Annotated in this window: 17 protein-coding genes; 4 read left to right on the top strand and 13 right to left on the bottom strand. The window is 65.2% G+C overall.

Annotated elements, in window-relative coordinates; genetic code table 11:
- Positions 1 to 162: 162 nt before the first annotated feature.
- Together MIC97_RS18870 and MIC97_RS18865 are read left to right on the top strand one after the other, a co-directional pair.
- Positions 163 to 2,391 carry a TonB-dependent siderophore receptor gene (locus MIC97_RS18870; RefSeq protein WP_239801529.1) on the top strand — a complete coding sequence of 743 codons (2,229 nt, stop codon included), beginning with the start codon at positions 163 to 165 and terminating at the stop codon, positions 2,389 to 2,391.
- 17 nt (positions 2,392 to 2,408) lie between these two features.
- Complete coding sequence (locus MIC97_RS18865; protein ID WP_239801528.1) at positions 2,409 to 3,527, top strand: YncE family protein; 1,119 nt, start codon at positions 2,409 to 2,411, stop codon at positions 3,525 to 3,527.
- 134 nt (positions 3,528 to 3,661) lie between these two features.
- Here the strand turns inward: MIC97_RS18865 and MIC97_RS18860 are convergent, their stop codons facing one another.
- The gene (locus MIC97_RS18860) at positions 3,662 to 4,750 is read right to left on the bottom strand and encodes an isocitrate/isopropylmalate dehydrogenase family protein (protein WP_239801527.1); all 1,089 of its coding nucleotides are present in this window, start codon (positions 4,748 to 4,750) and stop codon (positions 3,662 to 3,664) included.
- 10 nt (positions 4,751 to 4,760) lie between these two features.
- Entirely contained in the window at positions 4,761 to 5,507 is a 747-nt protein-coding gene (locus MIC97_RS18855; RefSeq protein WP_183832131.1) for a glucose 1-dehydrogenase, read from the bottom strand.
- A 167-nt stretch (positions 5,508 to 5,674) separates the two neighbouring features.
- On the opposite strand from MIC97_RS18855, the gene MIC97_RS18850 reads away from it, so the two are divergent.
- Positions 5,675 to 7,162: an aldehyde dehydrogenase family protein gene (locus MIC97_RS18850; protein ID WP_239801526.1), complete on the top strand. Its 1,488-nt coding sequence runs from the start codon at positions 5,675 to 5,677 to the stop codon at positions 7,160 to 7,162.
- A gap of 39 nt (positions 7,163 to 7,201) precedes the next feature.
- On the opposite strand, the gene MIC97_RS18845 is transcribed toward MIC97_RS18850, so the two are convergent.
- The 6 genes from MIC97_RS18845 to MIC97_RS18820 form a co-directional block, all read right to left on the bottom strand.
- A complete protein-coding gene (locus MIC97_RS18845) occupies positions 7,202 to 8,101 on the bottom strand; it encodes a LysR family transcriptional regulator (RefSeq protein WP_239801525.1) in 900 nt (299 codons plus the stop codon).
- Positions 8,102 to 8,168: 67 nt separating this feature from the next.
- Positions 8,169 to 9,662 (bottom strand): sugar ABC transporter ATP-binding protein, encoded by a 1,494-nt coding sequence (locus tag MIC97_RS18840; protein ID WP_239801524.1) that lies wholly within the window; start codon positions 9,660 to 9,662, stop codon positions 8,169 to 8,171.
- A gap of 2 nt (positions 9,663 to 9,664) precedes the next feature.
- Positions 9,665 to 10,750 carry a hypothetical protein gene (locus MIC97_RS18835; protein WP_239801523.1) on the bottom strand — a complete coding sequence of 362 codons (1,086 nt, stop codon included), beginning with the start codon at positions 10,748 to 10,750 and terminating at the stop codon, positions 9,665 to 9,667.
- On the bottom strand, positions 10,747 to 12,861 hold the full coding sequence (locus MIC97_RS18830; protein ID WP_239801522.1) for an SMP-30/gluconolactonase/LRE family protein: 2,115 nt from the start codon (positions 12,859 to 12,861) through the stop codon (positions 10,747 to 10,749). Before MIC97_RS18830 ends, MIC97_RS18835 begins: the two co-directional genes overlap by 4 nt.
- A 13-nt stretch (positions 12,862 to 12,874) precedes the next feature.
- Positions 12,875 to 13,888 carry a sugar ABC transporter substrate-binding protein gene (locus MIC97_RS18825; protein WP_183832125.1) on the bottom strand — a complete coding sequence of 338 codons (1,014 nt, stop codon included), beginning with the start codon at positions 13,886 to 13,888 and terminating at the stop codon, positions 12,875 to 12,877.
- Between the two features lie 53 nt (positions 13,889 to 13,941).
- Positions 13,942 to 14,943, bottom strand: a complete 1,002-nt coding sequence (locus MIC97_RS18820) for an ABC transporter permease (protein WP_183832124.1) — start codon at positions 14,941 to 14,943, stop codon at positions 13,942 to 13,944.
- A gap of 284 nt (positions 14,944 to 15,227) precedes the next feature.
- On the opposite strand from MIC97_RS18820, the gene MIC97_RS18815 reads away from it, so the two are divergent.
- Complete coding sequence (locus MIC97_RS18815; RefSeq protein ID WP_239801521.1) at positions 15,228 to 16,157, top strand: LysR family transcriptional regulator; 930 nt, start codon at positions 15,228 to 15,230, stop codon at positions 16,155 to 16,157.
- A gap of 88 nt (positions 16,158 to 16,245) precedes the next feature.
- Here the strand turns inward: MIC97_RS18815 and MIC97_RS18810 are convergent, their stop codons facing one another.
- From MIC97_RS18810 to MIC97_RS18790, 5 genes are all read right to left on the bottom strand, one after another.
- Complete coding sequence (locus MIC97_RS18810) at positions 16,246 to 16,974, bottom strand: sulfite exporter TauE/SafE family protein (protein WP_239801520.1); 729 nt, start codon at positions 16,972 to 16,974, stop codon at positions 16,246 to 16,248.
- 152 nt (positions 16,975 to 17,126) lie between these two features.
- Positions 17,127 to 18,095 carry an oligopeptide/dipeptide ABC transporter ATP-binding protein gene (locus MIC97_RS18805; RefSeq protein ID WP_239801519.1) on the bottom strand — a complete coding sequence of 323 codons (969 nt, stop codon included), beginning with the start codon at positions 18,093 to 18,095 and terminating at the stop codon, positions 17,127 to 17,129.
- The gene (locus tag MIC97_RS18800) at positions 18,092 to 19,099 is read right to left on the bottom strand and encodes an ABC transporter ATP-binding protein (RefSeq protein WP_239801518.1); all 1,008 of its coding nucleotides are present in this window, start codon (positions 19,097 to 19,099) and stop codon (positions 18,092 to 18,094) included. Before MIC97_RS18800 ends, MIC97_RS18805 begins: the two co-directional genes overlap by 4 nt.
- A complete protein-coding gene (locus tag MIC97_RS18795) occupies positions 19,099 to 19,995 on the bottom strand; it encodes an ABC transporter permease (protein ID WP_239801517.1) in 897 nt (298 codons plus the stop codon). The genes MIC97_RS18800 and MIC97_RS18795 overlap by 1 nt, the downstream gene beginning before the upstream one ends.
- The gene (locus MIC97_RS18790) at positions 19,992 to 20,915 is read right to left on the bottom strand and encodes an ABC transporter permease (protein WP_183832118.1); all 924 of its coding nucleotides are present in this window, start codon (positions 20,913 to 20,915) and stop codon (positions 19,992 to 19,994) included. The genes MIC97_RS18795 and MIC97_RS18790 overlap by 4 nt, the downstream gene beginning before the upstream one ends.
- Positions 20,916 to 21,051: the final 136 nt, after the last annotated feature.

Below are 21,051 nucleotides of genomic sequence, written 5' to 3'. Positions count from 1 at the left end.
ACCTGAGTGTCTGTGCAAAAAGCACGGGCACTTGAGCCGGATATACCAGAAAAACAAATTTTCACAATGATTTCTGTGTGTTGCGTTTTGACGCCGGAAAAGTTGACTGGTTTTGTCAATTAAGTTAATGGGTGTGAACTAATTCTCGCGGGGACCCCCATAATGTACTGCCTGACTGCACGACACTCTCTTGGCGCGCGCACCGCGCGGCTGCTCCTGACCACGGCGCTCGCCTCATCCTTCGCCATCGGCATCACCACCGGCCCGGGCATGGCGCAAAGCCGGACTGCAAAACCCGCTGCCGGAGAAAAGACGGAGGATGCGCCAAAAAAGCAGCAGGAGAGCGAGGACGGCACCATCAACCTCGACACCGTTCTCATCCACGGCAAGGGCGGCAAGCCGCCGGCCTATGCGGGCGGGCAGGTGGCCACCGGCAGCGGCATCGGCCTGCTCGGCAACAAGGACGTGATGGACACGCCCTTCAGCACCGTTTCCTACACGTCCGACCATGTGAAGAACCGCGAGGCGCAGGACATCGGAGCCGCGATCGGCGCCACCGACCCTTCCGTCTATGTGCCGAGCAAGCGCACCATCTTCGAGACCTTCTACATCCGCGGCTTCTCAAGCTCGGCCGATGACGTGCTCTTCAACGGTCTGGCGGGCATGGCGCCCAACATGCGCGGCTCGACCGAATTCGCCGACAGGATCGAGGTCCTGAAAGGCCCCTCCACCTTCCTCTATGGCATGCCGCCGGCCGGCAGCGTCGGCGGCATCGTCTCGCTGGTGCCGAAGCGGGCCGAGGACGCGCCGCTGACCCGGCTGACGACAAGCTATTCGTCCGACAGCCTGTGGGGCGTGCATGCCGATATCGGCCGCCGCTTCGGCGAGAACAAGGAATGGGGCATCCGCGTCAACGGCGTGCTGAGGGACGGCCATACGGCTGTCGATGACGAGAAGCATGGCATGAAGATCGGCGCGGTCGGCCTCGACTGGCGCGGCGAGCGTGCCCGCTTCTCGGTCGACTACTACAAGCAGAAGGAAGACATGGACGGGGTCAACTATTTCGGCCTTGCCCTGTCTCCGGCCGTTACCCAAATCCCGTCTGCGCGCAACGGCAAGCATTCGCTGGCCGCCCCGTGGGCGTTCAATTCGACGGAGACGGACGTGGTGGTGCTGCGCGGCGAGGTCGATCTCACCGATTCCATCACCGCCTATGCCGCCGTCGGCCGCCGCTCGGGCGGCTACGATGCGCTGATCACCTCTCAGACGCTGATGAACAATGCCGGCGACATCTCGGTTTCGGCCACCCGCCAGAAGACCGATGGCACGCAATATTCCGGCGAGGCGGGCCTGCGCGGCAATTTCGCGCTGGGCGGGGTTACGCATGAATGGAACCTGTCCGCCAGCGGCTTCAAATCCAGGATCGAGTTTGAAACCAACGCCAGGCGGAATTTCTGGAACACCAATTATCACCATCTGGATTTCGGCCCGGCCCCCGACCTGCCGCTCCTGCCGAATGGAGCGATCGAACAGCATCTCTCCAGCTATGCCTTCTCCGACACGATGAAGGCCTTCGACGACCGTTTGCAGGTCACGGTGGGCGCAAGATACCAGAACGTGAAGCGCGAACAGTTTTATCTGCCGAGCGGACAGCTTGCTTCCAGCTATGAGTCCAGCCGGCTCACCCCCGGCATCGGCGTCGTCTACAAGGCGACCGACAGCATTTCGCTTTACGCCAATTATATCGAGGGCCTGAGCCCGGGTTCCACAGCGCCGCTCAACGCAGCCAATTCCGGCGACATTCTCAAGCCTTACAAGACCACGCAATATGAGGTCGGGGCCAAATGGGATATGGGCAGCGTCACCACCTCGCTCGCCCTGTTCCAGATCGGGAAGCCAAGCGCCTATATCGATCCGGCCACCCAGATCTACGATGTCTATGGAGAACAGCGCAACCGGGGCGTCGAGCTCAGCGTCTATGGTGAAATCAGGTCGGGCCTGCGCCTTCTCGGCGGCATTGCCTATACCGATGCGAAGGTGACGAAATCGGACAAGGCGGAGACGCAGGGCAGACACGCCACCGGCGTGCCTTCGGTGATGGCCAAGCTCGGTCTGGAATATGATGTCGGGACGATTGAGGGCCTGACCCTGCTCGGCAATATCAGCTATACCGGCAAGCGCTATGCCAACAACACCAACACCCTGACGGTGCCTGACTTCACCACGCTGGATCTGGGCGCGCGCTACACCACGCGGATCGGCGACAACCCGCTGACGCTTCGCGCCATGGTGCAGAACGTGACCAACGAATCCTACTGGGCCGGCGGCGATCTTTCCGGTGGATATGGCGCACCCCGCACCTTCCTGTTTTCAGCCACGATGGACTTCTGACCCAAGGAGAAGACCCGATGAAACGACTTGCACTCGGCCTGTCGGCACTGCTGGCAGCCACATTCCTGGCGACATCCGCCTTCGCGGCCGGCGCGGCTGCCGCCACGGTTGCGGAACCTTCGGCCCGCATCCTGCGCATGGAGGTCGCGCCGGCTCTTTACGAGCTGGTCTATTCGCCGGCGCAGGACGCCGTTTTCGTGGCCTCCGCCGGCGGCTTCGGCGAAGGCGCAGAGGCTGGCCGCATCCTGCGGCTCGATGCACGCACTCTTGAGAAAAAGGGCGAAATCGTCCTGTCCGGCCGGGCTTTCGGCCTCGCACTCGACGATGCCGCCGGCCGCCTCTATGTCGGCGACACCACCAGCGCCTCGATCACGGTCATCGACACCAGAACGGATGCCGTGCTCGGCACCGTGCAGCTTGCTGAAAAAGTGACCACCGACAAGGGCAAGCCGGAATACCCCCACAATTTCCGCGAACTGGTGCTCGATCCTGAGAACAACCGCCTCTATGCCCCCGGTCTGGCCGCGAAGGACAGCGCGCTCTACGTCGTCGATACGGCGGCCCTCAAGGTGGAAAAGGTGATCCCAGGCTTCGGGGCCGGGGTAGCCGGTGCCGTACTCGATGCCACGCGTGACAGGCTCTACGTCTCGAACCTTCAGGGACAGCTCTTCGTTCTGAACACGGAAGGGCCCGAACTGCTCGCCACCGCCGAGGTGGAGGGCGACCAGCTTCTGAACCTTGCTCTCGATGCCGCCGGAGAACGCATCTTCGCGACCGATCAGGGCAACGAATTCATCGACAAGATGCGCGCTGACGTTATTCCCGATTACAAGATCAGGGGCGAGGGAAACCGCGTCGTGGTGATGGATGCCGAAGGCAGGACCATCCGTCACCTGCCGACGGGAGCCGGACCGGTGGCCCCGCTGGTCGGCGGCGAGCGGCTCTATGTCACCAACAGGGATGACGGCACGGTCAGCGTCTTCGACACCAAGAGCTATGAGCTTGTGGAGAAGATCGCCCTACCGGTCCACCCCAACAGTCTGGCGCTCGACCGCGAACGCAACGCGCTGTTCGTCACGGTCAAGAAGGGCCATGGCGAAAAGGGCGCCGAGAGCGTTGTTCGCATCGGGTTCTGACGAAAGCAGCGTCCCGTCCCACCGATCATGCCGGCGGCTTACCCTGCCGGCATGTTGCATTGCCGGCAGGGTTTTGCCCCGGCCCCTGTTTCCCTGCCCCGCGGGATTCCCGCCGGGTCGTCGTCACATCCGGGTCAGCGCAGGCGCTCGCACAACCCTTGGGTGATCAGCGCGCTGCCGCTGTCGCCGCCAAGGTCGCGGCTGATCAGCCCGGCCTCTATCGCCGCACTCACCGCCTCACGGATGCGCGATGCGGCCCGCGCCAGACGATCGTCGTCATGGTTTGCCGCCAGCCATTCCAGCATCGAGGCGGCCGACAGCACCGTACCATAGGGATTGGCGATGCCCTTGCCGGCAATGTCGGGGGCGGAGCCGTGGGCAGCTTGGAACAGGCCCTGCCTTTCCCCCACCTCGGCCGAAGGGGCGAGCCCCATGCCGCCGATGGTGGCGGCGGCGAGATCGGACAGGATATCGCCGAACATGTTTTCGGTGACGATCACGTTGTAATGCCCCGGACGGGTGACGAGATACATCGCCATCGCGTCGATCAGGCCATGCTCGGCCTCGATATCGGGATAGTCCGCGGCCACTTCATCGAAGATCGAGCGGAAGAAGGCGTAGCTGCGCAGCACGTTCGCCTTGTCCACGCAGGTGACACGGCGAACGCCGTCAGCCGGCGCGCCATTGGAAGCCCGCGCCAGCTCGAACGCCTTGCGCACGATCCGTTCCACGCCCTTGCGGGTCTGAACCAGCGTGTCGACCGCCATTTCGCCGCGCAGCTGCGCGCCGGCGCCGCGCGCCGCATACAGGCCTTCGCTGTTTTCCCGCAGGATGATGTAGTCGATCTCGCCTGCCTTCACATCGGCCAGCGGCGAGCGGATGCCCGGATACAGGCGGATCGGGCGGATATTGGCGTAGAGATCCAGCTCGAAGCGCAGCCGCAGGGTGAAATCCAGACCCGCCTCGGTGCCGTCGGGATGCACGACGCCGGGAATGCCGGCCGCCCCATGCAGAACCGCATCGGCCTGCGCGCAGGCGCGGAACGTGGCTTGCGGAAAGCTCTCTCCGGTCTGGCGGTAAAGCTCCGCCCCGGCCGGGTGATCGCAAAAGCGCAGCGGGCAATCATTGCCGAAAGCCCCGCGCAGCACCCGCACAGCCGCAGCGGCCACTTCCGGGCCGATGCCGTCGCCGGGTACGACGGCAATTTCATATGTGTCTTTCATGGTTCCGGCCTCAGATGCAGCGTCCGCCATCGACTTCCATGGCGATGCCGGTGATCATCGAGGCTTCCTCCGAGCAGAGGAAAGCGGCGGCGTTGCCCATGTCCTCAGGCGTCGAGAAACGGCCGATGGGGATGGAGGCAAGGAATTTGGCGCGGATCTCCGGCGTGTCCGCACCCATGAAGGTCGACAGAAGCGGCGTGTCGCCGGCCACGGGGTTGATCGCGTTCACGCGGATGCCGAAAGGCGCAAGCTCCACCGCCATGGCGCGGGTGGCGGTGATGACCCAGCCCTTGGAAGCGTTGTACCAGGTCAGGTTCGGCCGGGGCGAAACGCCGCCGGTGGAGGCCACATTGAGGATCGCCCCCGCCTTCTGCGCCTTGAAATGCGGGACCATGGCGCGCGCGCCGTAATAGATCGAGCGCATGTTCACATTGGCGATACGGTCGAAGGTCGCCTCGTCGATATCGTCGAGGGGTGTCGGCACATGGCCGACGCCGGCATTGTTGACCAGCACGTTCAGCCCGCCGAAGGCGGACAGCGCCAGATCGCGGGCCGCTTCCATGCCCTGCGCCGTCGCCACATCGCCGACGAGCGGCCGGCAATCGTCGCCGAGGCTTTGCGCGACCCGCTCGGCATTGGCCTGATCGCGGTCCATCAGCACGACCTTCGCGCCTTCGGCGACGAACTTGCGCACGATCCCTTCGCCGAAGCCCGATCCCCCACCGGTGATCACGGCAATTTTTCCTGTCAGTCGCATCCTCACTCCTGCGGGTCGTCTTCACGCAAAAAACCGATGTTCAGAATGCTGGAAAGCCATGGCCGGTAACAGTCGCATTATCTGAACGCGCAATCAGGTTTCCTTCCTTGAGATGCACGCCCGCGTGGCTCATGTTGCACCGGTAATGCCGTGCTCCGGGGAAAAACATGACTGACTGGAAAAGCCGCGCCGCCGCCCTTTACGATGGCGGCTTCCGTCCGATGTTCATCGACGGGAAATGGGTGCCGGCAGCTTCCGGCGAGGTGATGGATGCCCGCAACCCCGCCAATGGCGCGTTGCTGGCAACGGTGCCGAAAGGGGCCGCTGCCGACATCGACGCCGCCGTCGCGGCCGCGCGGCGCGCCTTCGATGGCCCGTGGTCGAAATTCACCCCGTTTGAGCGGCAGGCCCTTCTGCTGCGCATCGCGGAGCGTTTCGAGGCGGAATGGGAAACGCTGTGCCTGTCGGACACGCTCGACATGGGCATGCCGATTGCGCGCACGCTTGCCAATTCGCGCCGGGTGCTCGGCATGCTGCGTTTCTATGCCGGACAGGCGGTTGCCATCCATGGCCAGACCATCCCGAACTCGTTCCCCGGCGAAATCCTGTCGCAGACCGTGAAGGAGCCGATCGGCGTGGTCGGCGCCATCATCCCCTGGAATGCGCCGATCGCCGGCTCGGTCTGGAAGATCGCTCCGGCGATCGCCACCGGCTGCACCGTGGTTCTCAAGCCGTCGGAAGAAGCCTCGCTGACGGTGCTGCTGATCGCCCGGCTGATGGCCGAGGCCGGCCTGCCGGACGGCGTGCTGAATGTGGTGACCGGCCATGGCGCCGATGCGGGCGCGGCGCTGGCCGCGCATCCGGGCGTCGACAAGATCGTGTTCACCGGCTCCACCGCCACCGGCCAGGCCATTGCCCGCGCCGCCACCGGCACGCTGAAGCATGTTTCGCTGGAACTGGGCGGCAAATCCCCGGTCATCGTCTGCCGCGATGCCGATATGGACAAGGCCGTGCCCGTAGCCGCCATGGCGGTGTTCGCCAATTCCGGCCAGATCTGCATTGCCGGTTCACGGCTTTTCGTCGCCCGCGAGATCCACGACGAATTCGTCGCCCGCGTCGCCGACTTTGCGGGCAGGCTGCGCATAGGCCATGGCATTGACCCGGACACCGAGATCGGCCCGATCATCTCGGCCCGCCAGAGCCAGCGCATCGAAGGGTTTCTCGGCCTCGGCATCGAGGAAGGCGCGCGCGCCTTCACCGGCGGCGCCCGCCATGAAGCACCCGGGCTGGAGGGCGGCCATTACATTGCCCCAACCGTGTTCGGCGGCGTTACCGATGCGATGACCATCGCGCGCGAGGAAATCTTCGGCCCCGTCATCTCCGCGCTGCCGTTCGATACGCTGGACGAGGTGGTGGAGCGCGCCAATGCGACGCCCTACGGTCTTGCCGCCGGCATCTTCACCAACCATCTGGGCACCGCGCACAAGCTGTCGCGACGCATCCGCGCCGGCTCGGTGTGGGTGAACATGTACCACGCCATCGACCCGGCGGTGCCCTTCGGCGGCATGAAAATGTCCGGCTATGGCCGCGAGGGCGGGCTGGAGCACATGTATGAATATCTCCAGACCAAGGCGATCTGGATCAACACCGACTGAGCCGCGAACGCTGCCAGCGCGCGGACGTCGCTGCCGGCATCAGGGCCGGCAAAGCTCGGTGCGGATCAGCTCGATAAGCTGTTCCGAATAGCTGTGCTGCACATAGCCTTTGGCGGTCAGGATGCCGACCGAGCGGCTGGATTGCGGATCGGCGATCCGCACGACCCGGAATTCGGCCGCCGGCAACATCGGCACCGCGATTTCCGGCACCAGCGCCACGCCGAGCCCGGCCGAGGCGAGCGCGATCGCCGTGTAGGCGTTCTGCACCTCATACTGCATGTTGAGCGTCAGGTTCTGATCGGCGCTGATGCGATCGATGAGGGCGCGGCTGGCGGTCTGCCGGTCCAGCAGGATGAGCGGATAGTTCGCCACTTCCGACAGAAGAAAGCTCTGCGCGCCGTCATCGAAATCGGCGGGCACGCAGGCGACCAGATGATCTTCGAGGATGGGCTCGAACTGGAAATCGCTGAGGCCGGGCACTTCCGGCCCGATATAAAGCTCCACCTCCTGCTCCTGCAGCAGCGTCAGGGCGGCGGTGGGCGGCGTTTCCTTCACGTCGACCAGACTGCGGGGATAGCGCAGCTTGAAGGTCGCCAGAATGCGCCCGAGCCGCGTCGAGGCAAGGGTGGGCGCGCAGGCGATCTTCACATGGCCGCGCCGCTGCGCCGCCACTTCCGACAGCCGCGCCAGCCCCGCCTGCACTTCGGCCATGGCGGTGCTGACCTGCTCGTAGAGCACCCTGCCCTCTGGCGTCAGATTGGCGCGCTGCGGCGTGCGGATGAACAGGCTCATGCCCACCTGCGCCTCCAGATCGCGGATCTGCATGGAGACGGCCGACGGGGAGCGGTTGCTCTCCTCGGCGGCGCGGCGGAAGCTGCCATGTTCGGCGGCCAGCAGAAAGGTCTGCAACAGCTTCAGATTGACGTTATTCGCGGCCATGGCGGGCTCCCTGTCTTCAGGCCGGGATCACGAAATCCGACCGCCGGCAGCCCGCGTCGAGAGCCGCTCAGTGAACGGCCGCGAACATGATCTTTTCCTCATCCGCGTCAAGGGCCATCATTTCCTCGACGATCTTGCCGCGCTTGGCCACCAGAATGCGGTCGGACACCGCCATGATCTCCGGCAGATAGGAGGAAATCACCACCACGGCCAGACCCTGATCGGCGAGATCGTGGATCAGCTGGTGGATCTCGACGATGGCGCCGACATCGACGCCGCGCGTCGGCTCGTCGAAGATGATCAGCTTCGGCTCCTGGATCAGCGACTTGGCGATCACCACTTTCTGCTGGTTGCCGCCGGACAGCTCGATCATGCGCGCACGGTCGGAAATCTGCTTCAGTTGCAGCCGCTCGCCCCATTCCTTCGCCAGCTCCATCGCCCGGCGCGGCGACACCACCGACAGCGGATTGGACTTCTTCGACAGCTCGCCAAGCAGGATGTTCTGCCCGGCCGTCATGGTTTCGAAGAAACCGTCGAACTTGCGGTCCTCGGTGACGTAGACGATGCCGTCGCGCATGGCCGGGCGCGGCACGCGGTAGCGCACAGGCCGGCCGTTCAGACGGACTTCGCCGCCATGCATGAAGTCGCGCTTGAGGACGCCTGCCACCACCTTGGCCATTTCGGAACGCCCGGCACCGACAAGGCCGAAGATGCCCGTCACCTGACCGCCGAACACCGAGAAGGAGGAGTTGCGCACCATGGCCCCGCAGGACAGGTTCTCCACGCTCAGCACCTTCTCGCCATACGGCCGGGGCTTGCGCTTGCCGCTGCCGTGGAGGCTGGCCGAGAGATTGCGCCCGACCATGGCGTGAACGATGCTCTCGCGGGTGAATTCGCCGGCCGCGCCGGTGGCCGCAAGCAGGCCGTCGCGCAGGATGGTGATGCGGTCGGAAACCTCGAGCGCCTCCTCCAGCGCGTGGGTGATGAAGACGATGGCGACGCCCTTCGCCTTCAGCCGCTCGACCAGCATGAAGAAATGCCGCTTCTCCTCCGGCGTCAGCGTGGCGGTCGGCTCGTCGAAGATGATGACACGGGCATTGTGGTGAACGGCGCGCGCGATTTCGACCATCTGCTTCTGCGCCGCGCCAAGCGTCGAGACCTGCGCGGTCGGATCGACCTGAAACCCCATGCCGACCAGAAACTGGCGCGCCTCGATGTAGAGGCCGCGCAGGCGGTTGAACATCTTTTCGTCGCCCAGATAGATGTTCTGCGCCACCGTCATCGCCGGCACCAGATTGGTTTCCTGGAACACCATCACCACGCCGTTCTTCAGCGCTTCGGCCGGCGAGGAAAAGTTCACCTCGCGCCCGTCAAGGGTCATCACCCCTTCGCTCAGCCGGTAGACGCCGGCGATCACCTTGGTCAGCGTCGATTTTCCGGCGCCGTTCTCGCCCAGAAGCGCGTGAACCTCGCCACGGCGCAAGGTGAAATCCATCGACCGGAAGGCCGCGATCCCGCCGAAGCTTTTCGTGGCATTCGTGAGTTCGACCACGGTTTCCATCTTCAGGCCTCCCGCGCCGCGCCGGCAAGGCGCAGCACCTTGCCATGACCTTTCGAGGCGACGAACAGGTCGTCGCCATGCTCGACCGCCGCAACGCACCCATGGGCAGCCCCATCGGCGCGCGAATGGAAGCTGCGCAGCGGCTTCATCTGTGCAGAGCAGTGCACCACCAGCCCGTAGGAGCGCGTTTCGGCGAAAGGCTTGGTCACGCCCATGCGGCGCAGCTGGCTGCCCTGCATCGGCTCCGAGAAGGACAGGCCCGAGGCCAGCGCCGGGGCCATCCAGAACGGCTCGGGAACCTCGGCCAGCATCCGCCTGCAATAGGCCGGTTCGCGCAGGATGAATTCGACAAGCTGGTTGCGCACGGAGAAGAAGCTCAGCCAGAAGCCGGCATCCACCGCCGGCGCAATCCGCGCCGGATAGGCGGGCAGATGTTCAAGGGCAGGCTCCATGCGTCCGCTGGTGAGGTCGACCGACAGAATGCGGTGACGCCAGCTTTCGGCCAGCCACACCTTTTGCGAGCCGGTGGCGGCAACGCCGCCGGCCCAGCGCAGCCCGCCGAGAATTTTCGTGGCTTCGCCGCTGGCAAGGCTGAGCCGCCACAGGCTGCCCGAAGCGCCTTTTTCCATCAGGTCGCGACGCCAGTCGCGGGCGCGGCGCGATGAGGCGCCCTCCGTCACCAGCAGCGTGTCGGCGTCGAGAAAGGCCAGCGAGGTCGGATGGCGCGGCCCTTCGGCCATGTCGTAGGTCCTGCCGTCATGGCTGCCGCCGCGAATGGTCACGCCCTTTCCGTCCAGCCCGATGGCGAGCATGCCCTTGCCGCAGGCAAGCGCCGACACCTCGTTGTCGAAGGCGAAAAGCTCTTCGTCCGCCTGCCCGGCCGGACCCAGCCGCAGCACGCGCCCACCCGAGGAGGCCACCAGCCCCTTGCCGCACAGCACGATGTTGTCGGCGCCAGCCAGCTCGGCGAAAATTCCGGCCTCGTCCAGCGCCGCATTGGGCATCAGCGGCCCGTCGAGCACCGGCACCGTGATCGCGGCTTCGCCCCGGCCAAGGCGACGGTCGATGAAACGGCGGATCGCGTTCATGCCGGCCTCCCCCAGTAGCTGTCGACGCCGCACCAGTTCTGATCTGCATCGGGCAGTTTGAGCGCACCCATGCGGTTGTTGAAGATGCCGCACAGATAGAGCGTGCCGCGATGCTCGCGCATCGAGGTGATCATCGGGTGGCGGGTGCCGCCCAGATCCCAGAAGCTTTCGAGGATCTCGCCCTTTTCGTTGAACTTCAGCACGCAGCCGGTGTTCAGGTTCGGCATCAGCCAGGCGTCCTGCGAGACCCGGCGCGCCATGCGGCGGCGGAAGCCCGGCATTTCCAGCGACAGGTCGAGCGCCGGCGTGCGCGAGCCCATCAGCGCCAGCCAGTAGGTGCCGTCCGAAGCGCGGTTGATGTTGTCGGGATAGCCCGGCAAACCCTCGATCACCCGCTCCAGCCGGCCTTTCTTCGGCCCGGCATAGTAATAGCGGTTGACGCGGCAGGCCCAGCTTTCGGCAAACAGCACCGACTCGCCGTCATAGGAGGTGCACACCCCGTTGGGGAAAATCAGATCGCTCAGAATGGTGCGGGTGGTGCCGGTGTTCGGATCGTAGACGATGAGGCGGCCATTGCCCCGGCTTTCCAGCGCATCGGCGTACCAGTCATGCATCTCGAAGCGCACGGTGGCCTCGGAGAAGATGATGCGGCCATCGGGGAGGATGTCGCAGTCGTCGGCCAGCTTCATCACCGAGTCATCGGCGATGGAGGTCCAGCTGCGGTTGGTCTCGGCCGTCAGCAGCCTGACCTCGCCCTCGGGCGAGACCTGATAGAGCCCCATGCCGCCCACGCACACGACGAGATTGCCCGTGGCGTCGAAGGCCATGCCCTGCGGCGCGCCGCCGGTATGGGCGAAGATTTCATAGCGTGTGTAGTCGGGCCCGAACCAGCGCATGATGTCGCCGTGTCGCGAGCCGGTGTAGAGATTGCCGTCGCGGTCGAAGATCGCATCCTCCGCACCATCCATGATGCCAAGGCCGATCGGCTCGGAAGCGCGCAGCCGGTCGTTGGGCACAAGCGGGCCGACCGTGGTCGAGATCGCCGGCGGCAGCTTGTTGAAGGTCGGCGAGATATAGACCGCGCGCAGAAGCTTGTGACGGTTCTTGACCCAGCGCACGTCGAGGAACACCGCGCTCACCAGAACCAGTCCAAGGATCAGCGCGTTCACCGGCCCCGGAATGGCCAGTGCCAGCAGCGAGGTCGACAGGATCAGCACGAACAGCGCGCCCATCAGCGCCTTGGCCACCGAGCCGCGGCCGCCGCCCAGCGAGATGCCGCCAAGCACCGTGGCGGTCAGCGCCTGAAGCTCCATTCCCGCGCCGATGTCGGAGGCGGCGGAGCCGATGCGCGCCGAGAAATGGTAGGCCCCCAGCGCAACCAGCACCGAGCACAGCACATAGGCGGAAAACACCGTCCACCGCACATTGATGCCGGCATTGTGCGCGGAGCGGCGTGCCCCGCCCACCGCCAGCAGACGCCAGCCATACCGGCCGCGCGACAGGACGATGTGCAGCACCAGCGCCACGGCGGCCATCACCCAGAACGAGATCGGCAGGCCGAGCAGATGCCCCATGCCAAGCGCGTCATAGGCGGGCGACTGCGGATAGTTCATCACGATGTCGGTCGAGATCTGCGGAAAGACGATATCGAACACCGAACGGAAGATGATCAGCGTCACCAGCGTGGTGAGAAACGCCCGCATCCTCAGAATGCCGACCATGAAGCCGTTGATCGCGCCGCAGACCGCGCCGACGGCCAGCGTGGCCGCCAACCCGCCGCCGAGGCTGAGCCCCTGCACGTTCATCATGTAGAGCGCGGTGGTGACGCAGAGCGCGAAGGTGGAACCGACCGACAGGTCGATGCCGCCCGAAATCATCACCACAGTCAGGCCAAGGACGACGAGCCCCAGCTCGGCCATCTCGCCCGAGAGCAGGGAAATCGTACCGAACTGGAAGAAGCGCGGCACGATCGGACCGAAGATCGCAATCACCAGCACCAGAGCGGCGAAGGGGATTGCGCTGTCCACCCATTTCTTGGTGAGAATCTCGCCCAGAACGTGATCGGGAAACACCCGGTAACGCAACCGGACAAGGCTTTCGCTGAGGCTCATTCTGCCCTCGTCCTTACTTCAGCTGATCGATGGTCCAGCAGTTGCGGCCGCTGGCGTTCGACTTGTCGACACGGGTGATCGGACCGAAGAAGACGGTCTTTTCCGAGCCGGCGACACGATCGGGGTTCTGCAGGAACTCGGAGATCTGCTGTGCCGCGATCTCGGCCTGGATCGGTGCGTTGAAGTTGTAGACGACGTCGAGCAGGCCCTTTTCGATGCTCTCGCAGGCGGTGTGCGCGCCCGCGCCATTGGTGACGATGGTCACCTGATCCTGCTTGCCGGCCGCCAGCACGGCAGCGCCGGCACCCACCTCGGCATTGTCCCAGATGCCCATGATGCCGCACAGGTCAGGATGCTGCTGCAGCACGGTTTCGGTGATCTGGCGGGCCTTTTCGCTGTCGTAATCGGCCGGCTGGTCGGACACCAGTTCAAGGCCCGGATTCTCGGCCAGGATCTGATTGAGGCCCTCGCGCATATAGATGTTGGCTGCGCCGGTCTGGACGCCGGCCAGCCAGACGATCTTGCCCGAAGGCGCGCCGGGCGCGAGGCAGGTGCGGGCCAGCTCGCCGGCTTCCAGACGGCCCATCTCGATCCAGTCATTGCCGACATAGCTGTCGGTCTGGGTGATCGACTGCATGTTGATCTGCAGGATCTTGATGCCGGCATCCTGCGCCTGTTTCAGCGCCCGCGCATAGGTCTGCACGTCGGGGTTCTGCACGATCAGCACGTCGGGCTTCTCCGCGACCGCGCCCTGCAGCGCGCGGATGCCTGCGGCGGTGTCCATGTTCGGATCGCGCACTTCAAAGCTGAAGCCGTAGCGGGCGGCGTGACGCTGCCAGACCGCGGTCCAGGCCTGGTTGAGGTCCATGCCCTGCGACAGCGGCACGAAGATCACCTTCTTGCCTGCCATGGCCTCCAGATAGGCGGCGCGGCCGACCTGCTCGATTTCGGCGGCCTTGGCAGGAATTCCCATAAACAGCGCAGCGGCGGCCAGACCGGCAAGCGCGGTTTTCTTCAGAACAGACATGCTTTTTCTCCTCACTGATTTTGTCTTGAAAGGCCCGTGCGGTCAGATTGCGGTCAGATGTCGCCGCTCTGCGACGTCTGCTCATCACGGGGATTGATAACCGCATCCAGTGCCAGCGCCGCCAGCAGGATCACACTCTTGATCAGGTTCTGGCTGGTGTAGCTGAAATTCATGATCGTCATGCCGTTGATCAGAATGCCGACCAGAACCGTGCCGACCAGAACGTTGCGCACGCCGCCCTGACCGCCCGAGAGGCTGATGCCGCCCAGCACCACCACCAGCAGCACATCGTAGATCAGGGTTGAATTGTAGAGCCGCGTGTTGATGCCCGAGACGAGGCCGGTCATCAGAATGCCGGCGGCATAGGCGATGAGCGCCGCCACCACATACTGACTGATCTGCACTGGGCGCGTCGGCAGGCCCATGGTGCGCGCCGCATGGGGATTGTCGCCGGTGGCGTAGATGAAGCGGCCGAAGCGGGTGAGGCTGAGAAACAGCGCAATCAGCGCCGCGATGCCGGCAAGGATCAGGATGGAATAGGGAATGCCGAGAAAGGTGCCCGAGCCGATGGCCATCAGCCAGCCGATCCCGCCCGGCGCATAAAGCACGTCCGAACTGAAGGCGACGCGGCCGCCGCCATAGACGATGGAGGCCATGGCAAGGGTGGCGAAGATCGGCGGCACTTCGGCGATGGCGATCAGGATGCCGGTGATCAGCCCGCAGCAGGCGACCAGCACGGCGCCGATCAGCACCGCCTGGCCAAAGCCGAAACCCTGACTTGTCAGCCAGATGGCGAACGCAACGCCCACCACCATGACGGCAACCATGGTCAGGTCGATGCCGCGCCCGACGACCACGAAGCCCATGCCGACAGCCAGCGTACCGAGAATGGCGACATTCTTCAGCAGGGTCAGGAGATTGCCCTGTGTGAGGAAATTGTTGAGGAACAGCGCAAAGGCGACGAACAAAGTCAGCGCGATCAGCGAGACCACGCCTTCCTGAGTCAGCCTGAAGCGATGCAGAGCCACGGCCTGAGCCGGTTCTTTTGCGGACATGTCTATCCTCCCCTTAGGCAACGCAGATCCTCGCCCAGGCAGCGACGAATGCGGCCACAGGAGAACAGGCGCTGCCTCCTCCCCAAGGCCTGCCCAGTTTCCAGTTTGTTTTCTGCACAGGCAATTTCATTTTCCTGACCCCGCGTTCTGAAAACCCCGCCAGTGCCGGAAACACATGCAAGACGGCTAAGATCTTCCTGTGCCAGTCGCATAAGCCCAATTGCGCAGCGCGCAATCCCTCCGCTATAAAATTGCGCAAAATGCATGAATTGACGGTGCCCGCCATGCCAACGAAAGCCGGTTCAGCACGCCGCAGCGCGCCGCCCGACATGAATTTGCTGGTGACGCTGGATGCCCTGCTTTCCGAGGGCAGCGTCACCGGCGCGGCGCAGCGGCTCAACCTCTCATCGCCCGCGATGAGCCGCCAGCTTGCCCGCATCCGCCATTTGCTGGGCGATCCGGTGCTGGTGCGGGCCGGCCGCGGGCTGGTGCCGACGCCGCGCGCGCAAGCCCTGCGCGAACGGATGCGCGTGCTGGTCGCCGAGGCCGAAGCGCTGGTGCGCGGTGAAGACGAGCTCGATCTCGCACGGCTGGAGCGCAGTTTCGTCATCCGCACCAGTGACAGTTTCGTGCTGAGCTTCGGCGCCGGGCTCGCCGCCCGCGTTGCCCGCGAAGCGCCCTGCGTGCGGTTGCGCTTCGCTCCCCAGGACAAGGAGGACATAGAGGCCCTGCGTGAAGGGCGCGTCGATGTCGACATTGGCGTGATCGGCGCGGCGGGGCCGGAAATCCGCCTTCAGGCGCTGTTTCACGACCGTTTCGTCGGCGTGGTGCGCCCCGGCCATCCGCTGACCGACACTGTGACGCCGGAGCTTTTCGCTGGCTTTCCCCATATCTCCGTCTCCCGGCGCGGACGCTTTTCAGGGCCGATTGACACGGCGCTTGAAACGCTCGGCCTCAGCCGCCGCGTGACCATCGCCGTCGCGAATTTCGCCGATGCGCTGGCCATCGCGCGCACCTCCGACCATGTGGCGGCGGTGCCTGCACGGCTGACCACGCCGGCACGGATCGGCCTTCATACGTTCGACCTGCCGGTAAAAACCGATGCGCTGGCGATTTCGCTCGCCTGGCATCCGCGCCTCGATGCCGATCCCGCCCACCGCTGGCTGCGCGGCATCGTGCGCGAGGTGTGCGCCGACGGACGACGACAGCCATAGCCGGCACGCGGCGGCGAAGCCTTCAGGCAACCAACGGACCTTCGCGGATGCTGCGTTTGAGCCAGGTTCCACTTGTGGGCGGCGTGCTTCAGAAAATCGCCCGCCACAGAAGCACTGCGGCGGACAGCGTGGACACGGCCAGAACCAGCCGCTTCACCTGCCCCTTGTCGACCAGCCGCCGGGTCCAGCCCGAAAACAGGAAACCCAGCATGGCAGGCGGCGTCAGCAGCACGGCGATGCCCGCATCATGCCATGAGAAGCGTCCGGCCAGCGCAAGTGCTGCAATCGAGATCAGCCCGCCCACGACGAAGAAGGCGTTGAGCGTGGCGCGCATCCGCGCGCCTTCGGCATTCTGGTAGACCAGCGCCATCGGCGCCGAACCGATCGAGGTCAGCGTGCCCATGAAACCGGACACGGTGCCCGCGGTGAAGAGATTGCGCGGCGTGGGATAGATGTTCAGCCCGCTCAGGCTCAGCACCACGGCGGCCAGCACCGCCAGCCCGAACAGCGCCGAAAACACCTGCGGCGACATCAGGCCGATGCAGAATGCGGCCAGCGAGGCCGCCAGAACCCGGCCGCTCAGCGAGTAGCCGAGGTCGCGCCGGTTGACGTCATCGAACTCGCGCCATGCGCCGCCGGTGCTGACGATGGTGGCAAGCATCAGCATGGGGCCGGGAACGAGAGCGGGATCGATCAGGGCCAGAAGCGGTGCGGCCAGCATGTTGAAGCCGAAGCCGGTCGAGCCCTGAATGGCGCCGGCTGCAAGCAAGGCGATTGCCGCCGCCAGACCCGGCCAGCTGAGAACCATGTCGATCATGCAAAAACCCGTTTGCGGCAGGCGACGAAACGGCCGTCCTGCCTGTGTTCAAAGCGTCGATGCGCGGTTGCGGCAGCGCCTGCCGGCAAGCCGGAACCTATCTGCAGCGCGGCCTGCCTGAAGCACTACCCCGTGGATCAGGGGCCTGTGGATCAGGGGCCGGCGGTCAGGGGATAATGACAGGCGCAGGCCCGGTCATCGCCGCCATGGGTTTTCAGCATCGGTTCCACCTCACTGCAATTCGGATGCGCGAAGCCGCAGCGCGGATGAAACACGCAGCCCGACGGCACATCCATCGCATTGGGGAAATTGCCGCGCAGGCCGAGATCGGGCACGCCGCCATCATCCTGCGGGCTGAACACCGCATCGCGCAGAACGGTCGTGTAGGGGTGGTGAGGACGCGCGAAAATGGCCCGCGTCGGCCCGGTTTCCACCACCCGCCCCAGATACATCACCATCATGCGGTCGGCCATGTGCTCGATGACCGACAAATTGTGCGAAATGAACAGCATGGCGACATCGTGCTCGGCGCGCAGGTCGAGCAGCAGGTTGAGGATCTGCGCCTGCACAGAGACGTCGAGCGCCGATGTCGGCTCATCGCAGATCACCAGCCTCGGCCCCGCGACAAGGGCGCGCGCGATGGCGACGCGCTGGCGCTGGCCGCCGGAAAGCTCGCCGGGACGCGCGGCAAGGGCGCGGCGCGGCAGGCCCACCTGATCGGCCATGGTGGCGGTGCGCCTGTGCCGCTCGGCGCGGTTGCCGATGCCATGTACATGCAACGGCAGGGCGATCAGCTCCTCCACCGACATGGACGGATTGAGCGAGCCATAGGGGTCCTGAAACACCGGCTGCACCGCCAGCGCGCGCTCGCGGCGCGGATAGTCGCCGACCGGCCGCCCTTCGAGCAGAACCGTGCCGGAGGTCGGCGTCTCAAGTCCCAGAAGAATGCGGGCCAGCGTGCTCTTGCCACAGCCGGATTCGCCGACGATGCCGAGGATTTCGCCCCGCTTTATGCTGAGCGATACGTTGTTGAGCGCGCGCAGCGGAGCCGGCCTGCCGAGCAGCCCCTGCCGAATCGTGTAGACATGGGTCAGGTCGCGGGCTTCGAGAAGCATGGTCATGCGCGCTCCTCCACGCCCGCCGCCCGGCTTTCCACCCATCCGGGAAGCAGATGACAGGCAAAGCTCTGGCCCGCCGGCGCCTGCCGGACCGGAGGCGGCGTTTCGGCGCACACATCCATGCGCTGCAAACAGCGCGACAGGAAGGGGCAGCGCGCATCCTCCTGATGGAAGGCCGGCACATTGCCGGCAATGCTGGCCAGACGCGTCTGGCCCGGCTCCCCGCCACCCGGTTTCGGAACCGAGGCGATCAGGCCGCGCGTATATGGATGGGCCGGATGGCGCAGAACCGCTTCGCGCGTGCCCTCCTCCACCACGCGCCCGGCATACATGACGGCGACCCGGTCGGCGATGCGGGCGACGACGCCGAGATCATGGGTGATGAAGATCATGCCCATGTTGCGGGCGGCCTGCGCCTCTTTGAGGATGTGCAGGATCTGGGCCTGCGTGGTCACGTCGAGCGCCGTGGTCGGCTCGTCGCAGATCATCAGCTCGGGCTCGCAGATCAGCGCCATGGCGATCAGCACGCGCTGGCGCAGCCCGCCCGAAAGCTGATGCGGATATTGCCGCATGCGCAGCGCTGCATTGGTCAGCCCCACGCTCTCCAGCACCTCGATGGCTCGCGCCCGCGCCGCGGCGCCGCTGGCGCGGGTGTGCCGCCGGTAGACGGAGCAGAGCTGGTCGCCGATGGTGAAGACCGGATTGAGCGCCGTCATCGGTTCCTGAAAGATCATCGACATGCGCCGTCCGCGCAGTGCCGACATGGCGCTGTCCGACAGACCGCCGAGATCGGTCGGCCCAAGCCGCAGACGCGCCGCGCGGCGTTCGGCCCTGCGCGGCAGGAGCCCCATCAGGGCGAGCGCCGTCATCGACTTGCCGCACCCGGATTCGCCGACGAGGCACAGCGTTTCGCCCGCCGCCACCGAAAGGTCGACGCCGCGCACCGCCCGCAGCTTGCGGCCCTGATCCGGCAGGGTGACGTGAAGGTCGTGCACATCGAGCAGCATCAGCCGCGCCCTCCCGCCGTCAGGTCACGCATGGCATCGCCCATCAGATTGATGGCCAGCGCCAGAATGAACAGGCATGCGCCGGGCAGCACGATCAGCCATGGGCTGAAGAACATGGCCGTCTTGGCTTCCGACAGCATCAGCCCCCACGAGGGCAGTGGCGCCTGAACACCGAGGCCGAGGAAGGACAGCGCCGCCTCCAGCAGCACGGCATGCGCCATTTCCACCGTCGCCACCACCATCAGCGGGGCGCGGATATTGGGCAGGATTTCGCGAAACAGGATATGGCCGACGGAACAGCCCAGAACCCGGGCGGAGGTGACATAGTCGCGCGTGCACACCTGCTGGGTGGCCACGCGCGTCACCACCGCGAACTGGTCCCACAACAAAAGCCCCAGCACCACGATGACGACGGTGAGCGAAGGCCCCACGATGGCGACCACCGCCAGCGCGATCAGGATGATCGGCATCGACAGGCGCGTGGTGATGACGGTGGAGATCGCGGTGTCGATCCAGCCGCCATAATAGCCGGCCAGAAGCCCGAGCGTGATGCCGATGAGCGCCGACATCAGCGTCGCGCCAATGCCGATGGCCATCGAAATGCGCGCCCCATAGATCAGGCGGCTGAGATAATCGCGGCCAAGCTGATCGGTGCCGAGCAGATGTTCCGCCACCGTCTTGTCATGCCAGAAGGGCGGCTTCAGCCGCAGCGCGATGCTCTGCATGAAGGGATCATGCGGCGCAAGCAGCGGCGCGAAGACCGCGATCAGCAGGATGGCGAGCAGGATGAGAGCGGAGAACACGAAGGTGCGGTGACGCCGCGCCTTCGCCCAGAAGCCCGGCCGGCGGACAAGCTCTTCTTCCGGCAGGGCCGGTGCCGCGGACAGCGCCGTCATTTGCGTGCTCCCCGCAGTCTGGGATCCATGATGCCGTTGAGCAGATCGGCGGCCAGCGTCAGCACGATGTAGATCATCGAGATCAGCAGAACGATCGCCTGGATCACCGGCATGTCGGAGCGCGACATGGACTGCCACGCCAGATAGCCGACGCCGTTGAGGGCGAAGATCGATTCCACCACGATCGAGCCGCCGAGCATGAAGCCGAGCTGCACAGCCGCCAGCGAGATGACCGGCAAAACGGCATTTTTCAGCGCGTATTTGAAGGTCAGCGCGAAGGGCCGGATGCCCATGGCGCGCGCGGTGCGGATATAGTCGGAAGCCAGCACCTCGATCATGCCGGCCCGGATCAGCCGCATCAGCGGCGGCATGGCGAAGGTGCCGAGCGTGATCGCCGGCAGCACGAAATGCGCCAGCGTGTCGGAACCGGAAATGGGCAGCCAGCGCAGCTGCACGCCGAACACGACGATGAGCAGCAAGCCGGCCCAGAAATTGGGAATGGCCTGACCGGTCACGGCCAGAACCTGCGACAGCCGGTCGACCAGCGTGTTCGGCCACAGCGCCGCCGCGCAGCCGAGCGGCAGCGCGATAGCCAGCGCCAGCGCCATCGACAGGAAGGCCAGCAGCGCCGTCACCGGCAGCCGCTCAAGGATCATCTCCAGCACCGGCCGCTTGGCGAGATAGGAGGTGCCGAAATCGCCCTGCAAAAGATTGCCGATATATTCGGCATAGCGAACCGGCAAAGGCCGGTCGAGGCCGTAGGTCTGGCGCACCACCGCAAGGTCGGCATCGGTTGCCTGCGCGCCGGCAATGCCGACCGCCGGGTCCGAGGCCACGTTGCTCAGCACGAAGCAGATGACCGATACGATCACCATCACCACCGCCGCCATGGTGGCCCGCCTCATCAGATAGGTCAGCATCCCGCTTGCCGTCTCCTCTTGCCCGGGGCCGCAATCACGCCGCCTGAACTTTCTGCTTTCACTCGAACCGCAGAAACGTTCAGGCCTTATGCTTCGACGCAATCACCGCGCGTCGGCCCGATGCTCTGGCAGGGTC

Source organism: Aquamicrobium sp. NLF2-7 (assembly GCF_022359935.1).
Lineage (GTDB): Bacteria > Pseudomonadota > Alphaproteobacteria > Rhizobiales > Rhizobiaceae > Mesorhizobium > Mesorhizobium lusatiense.
This window is presented reverse-complemented; position numbering and strand designations above follow the sequence as displayed.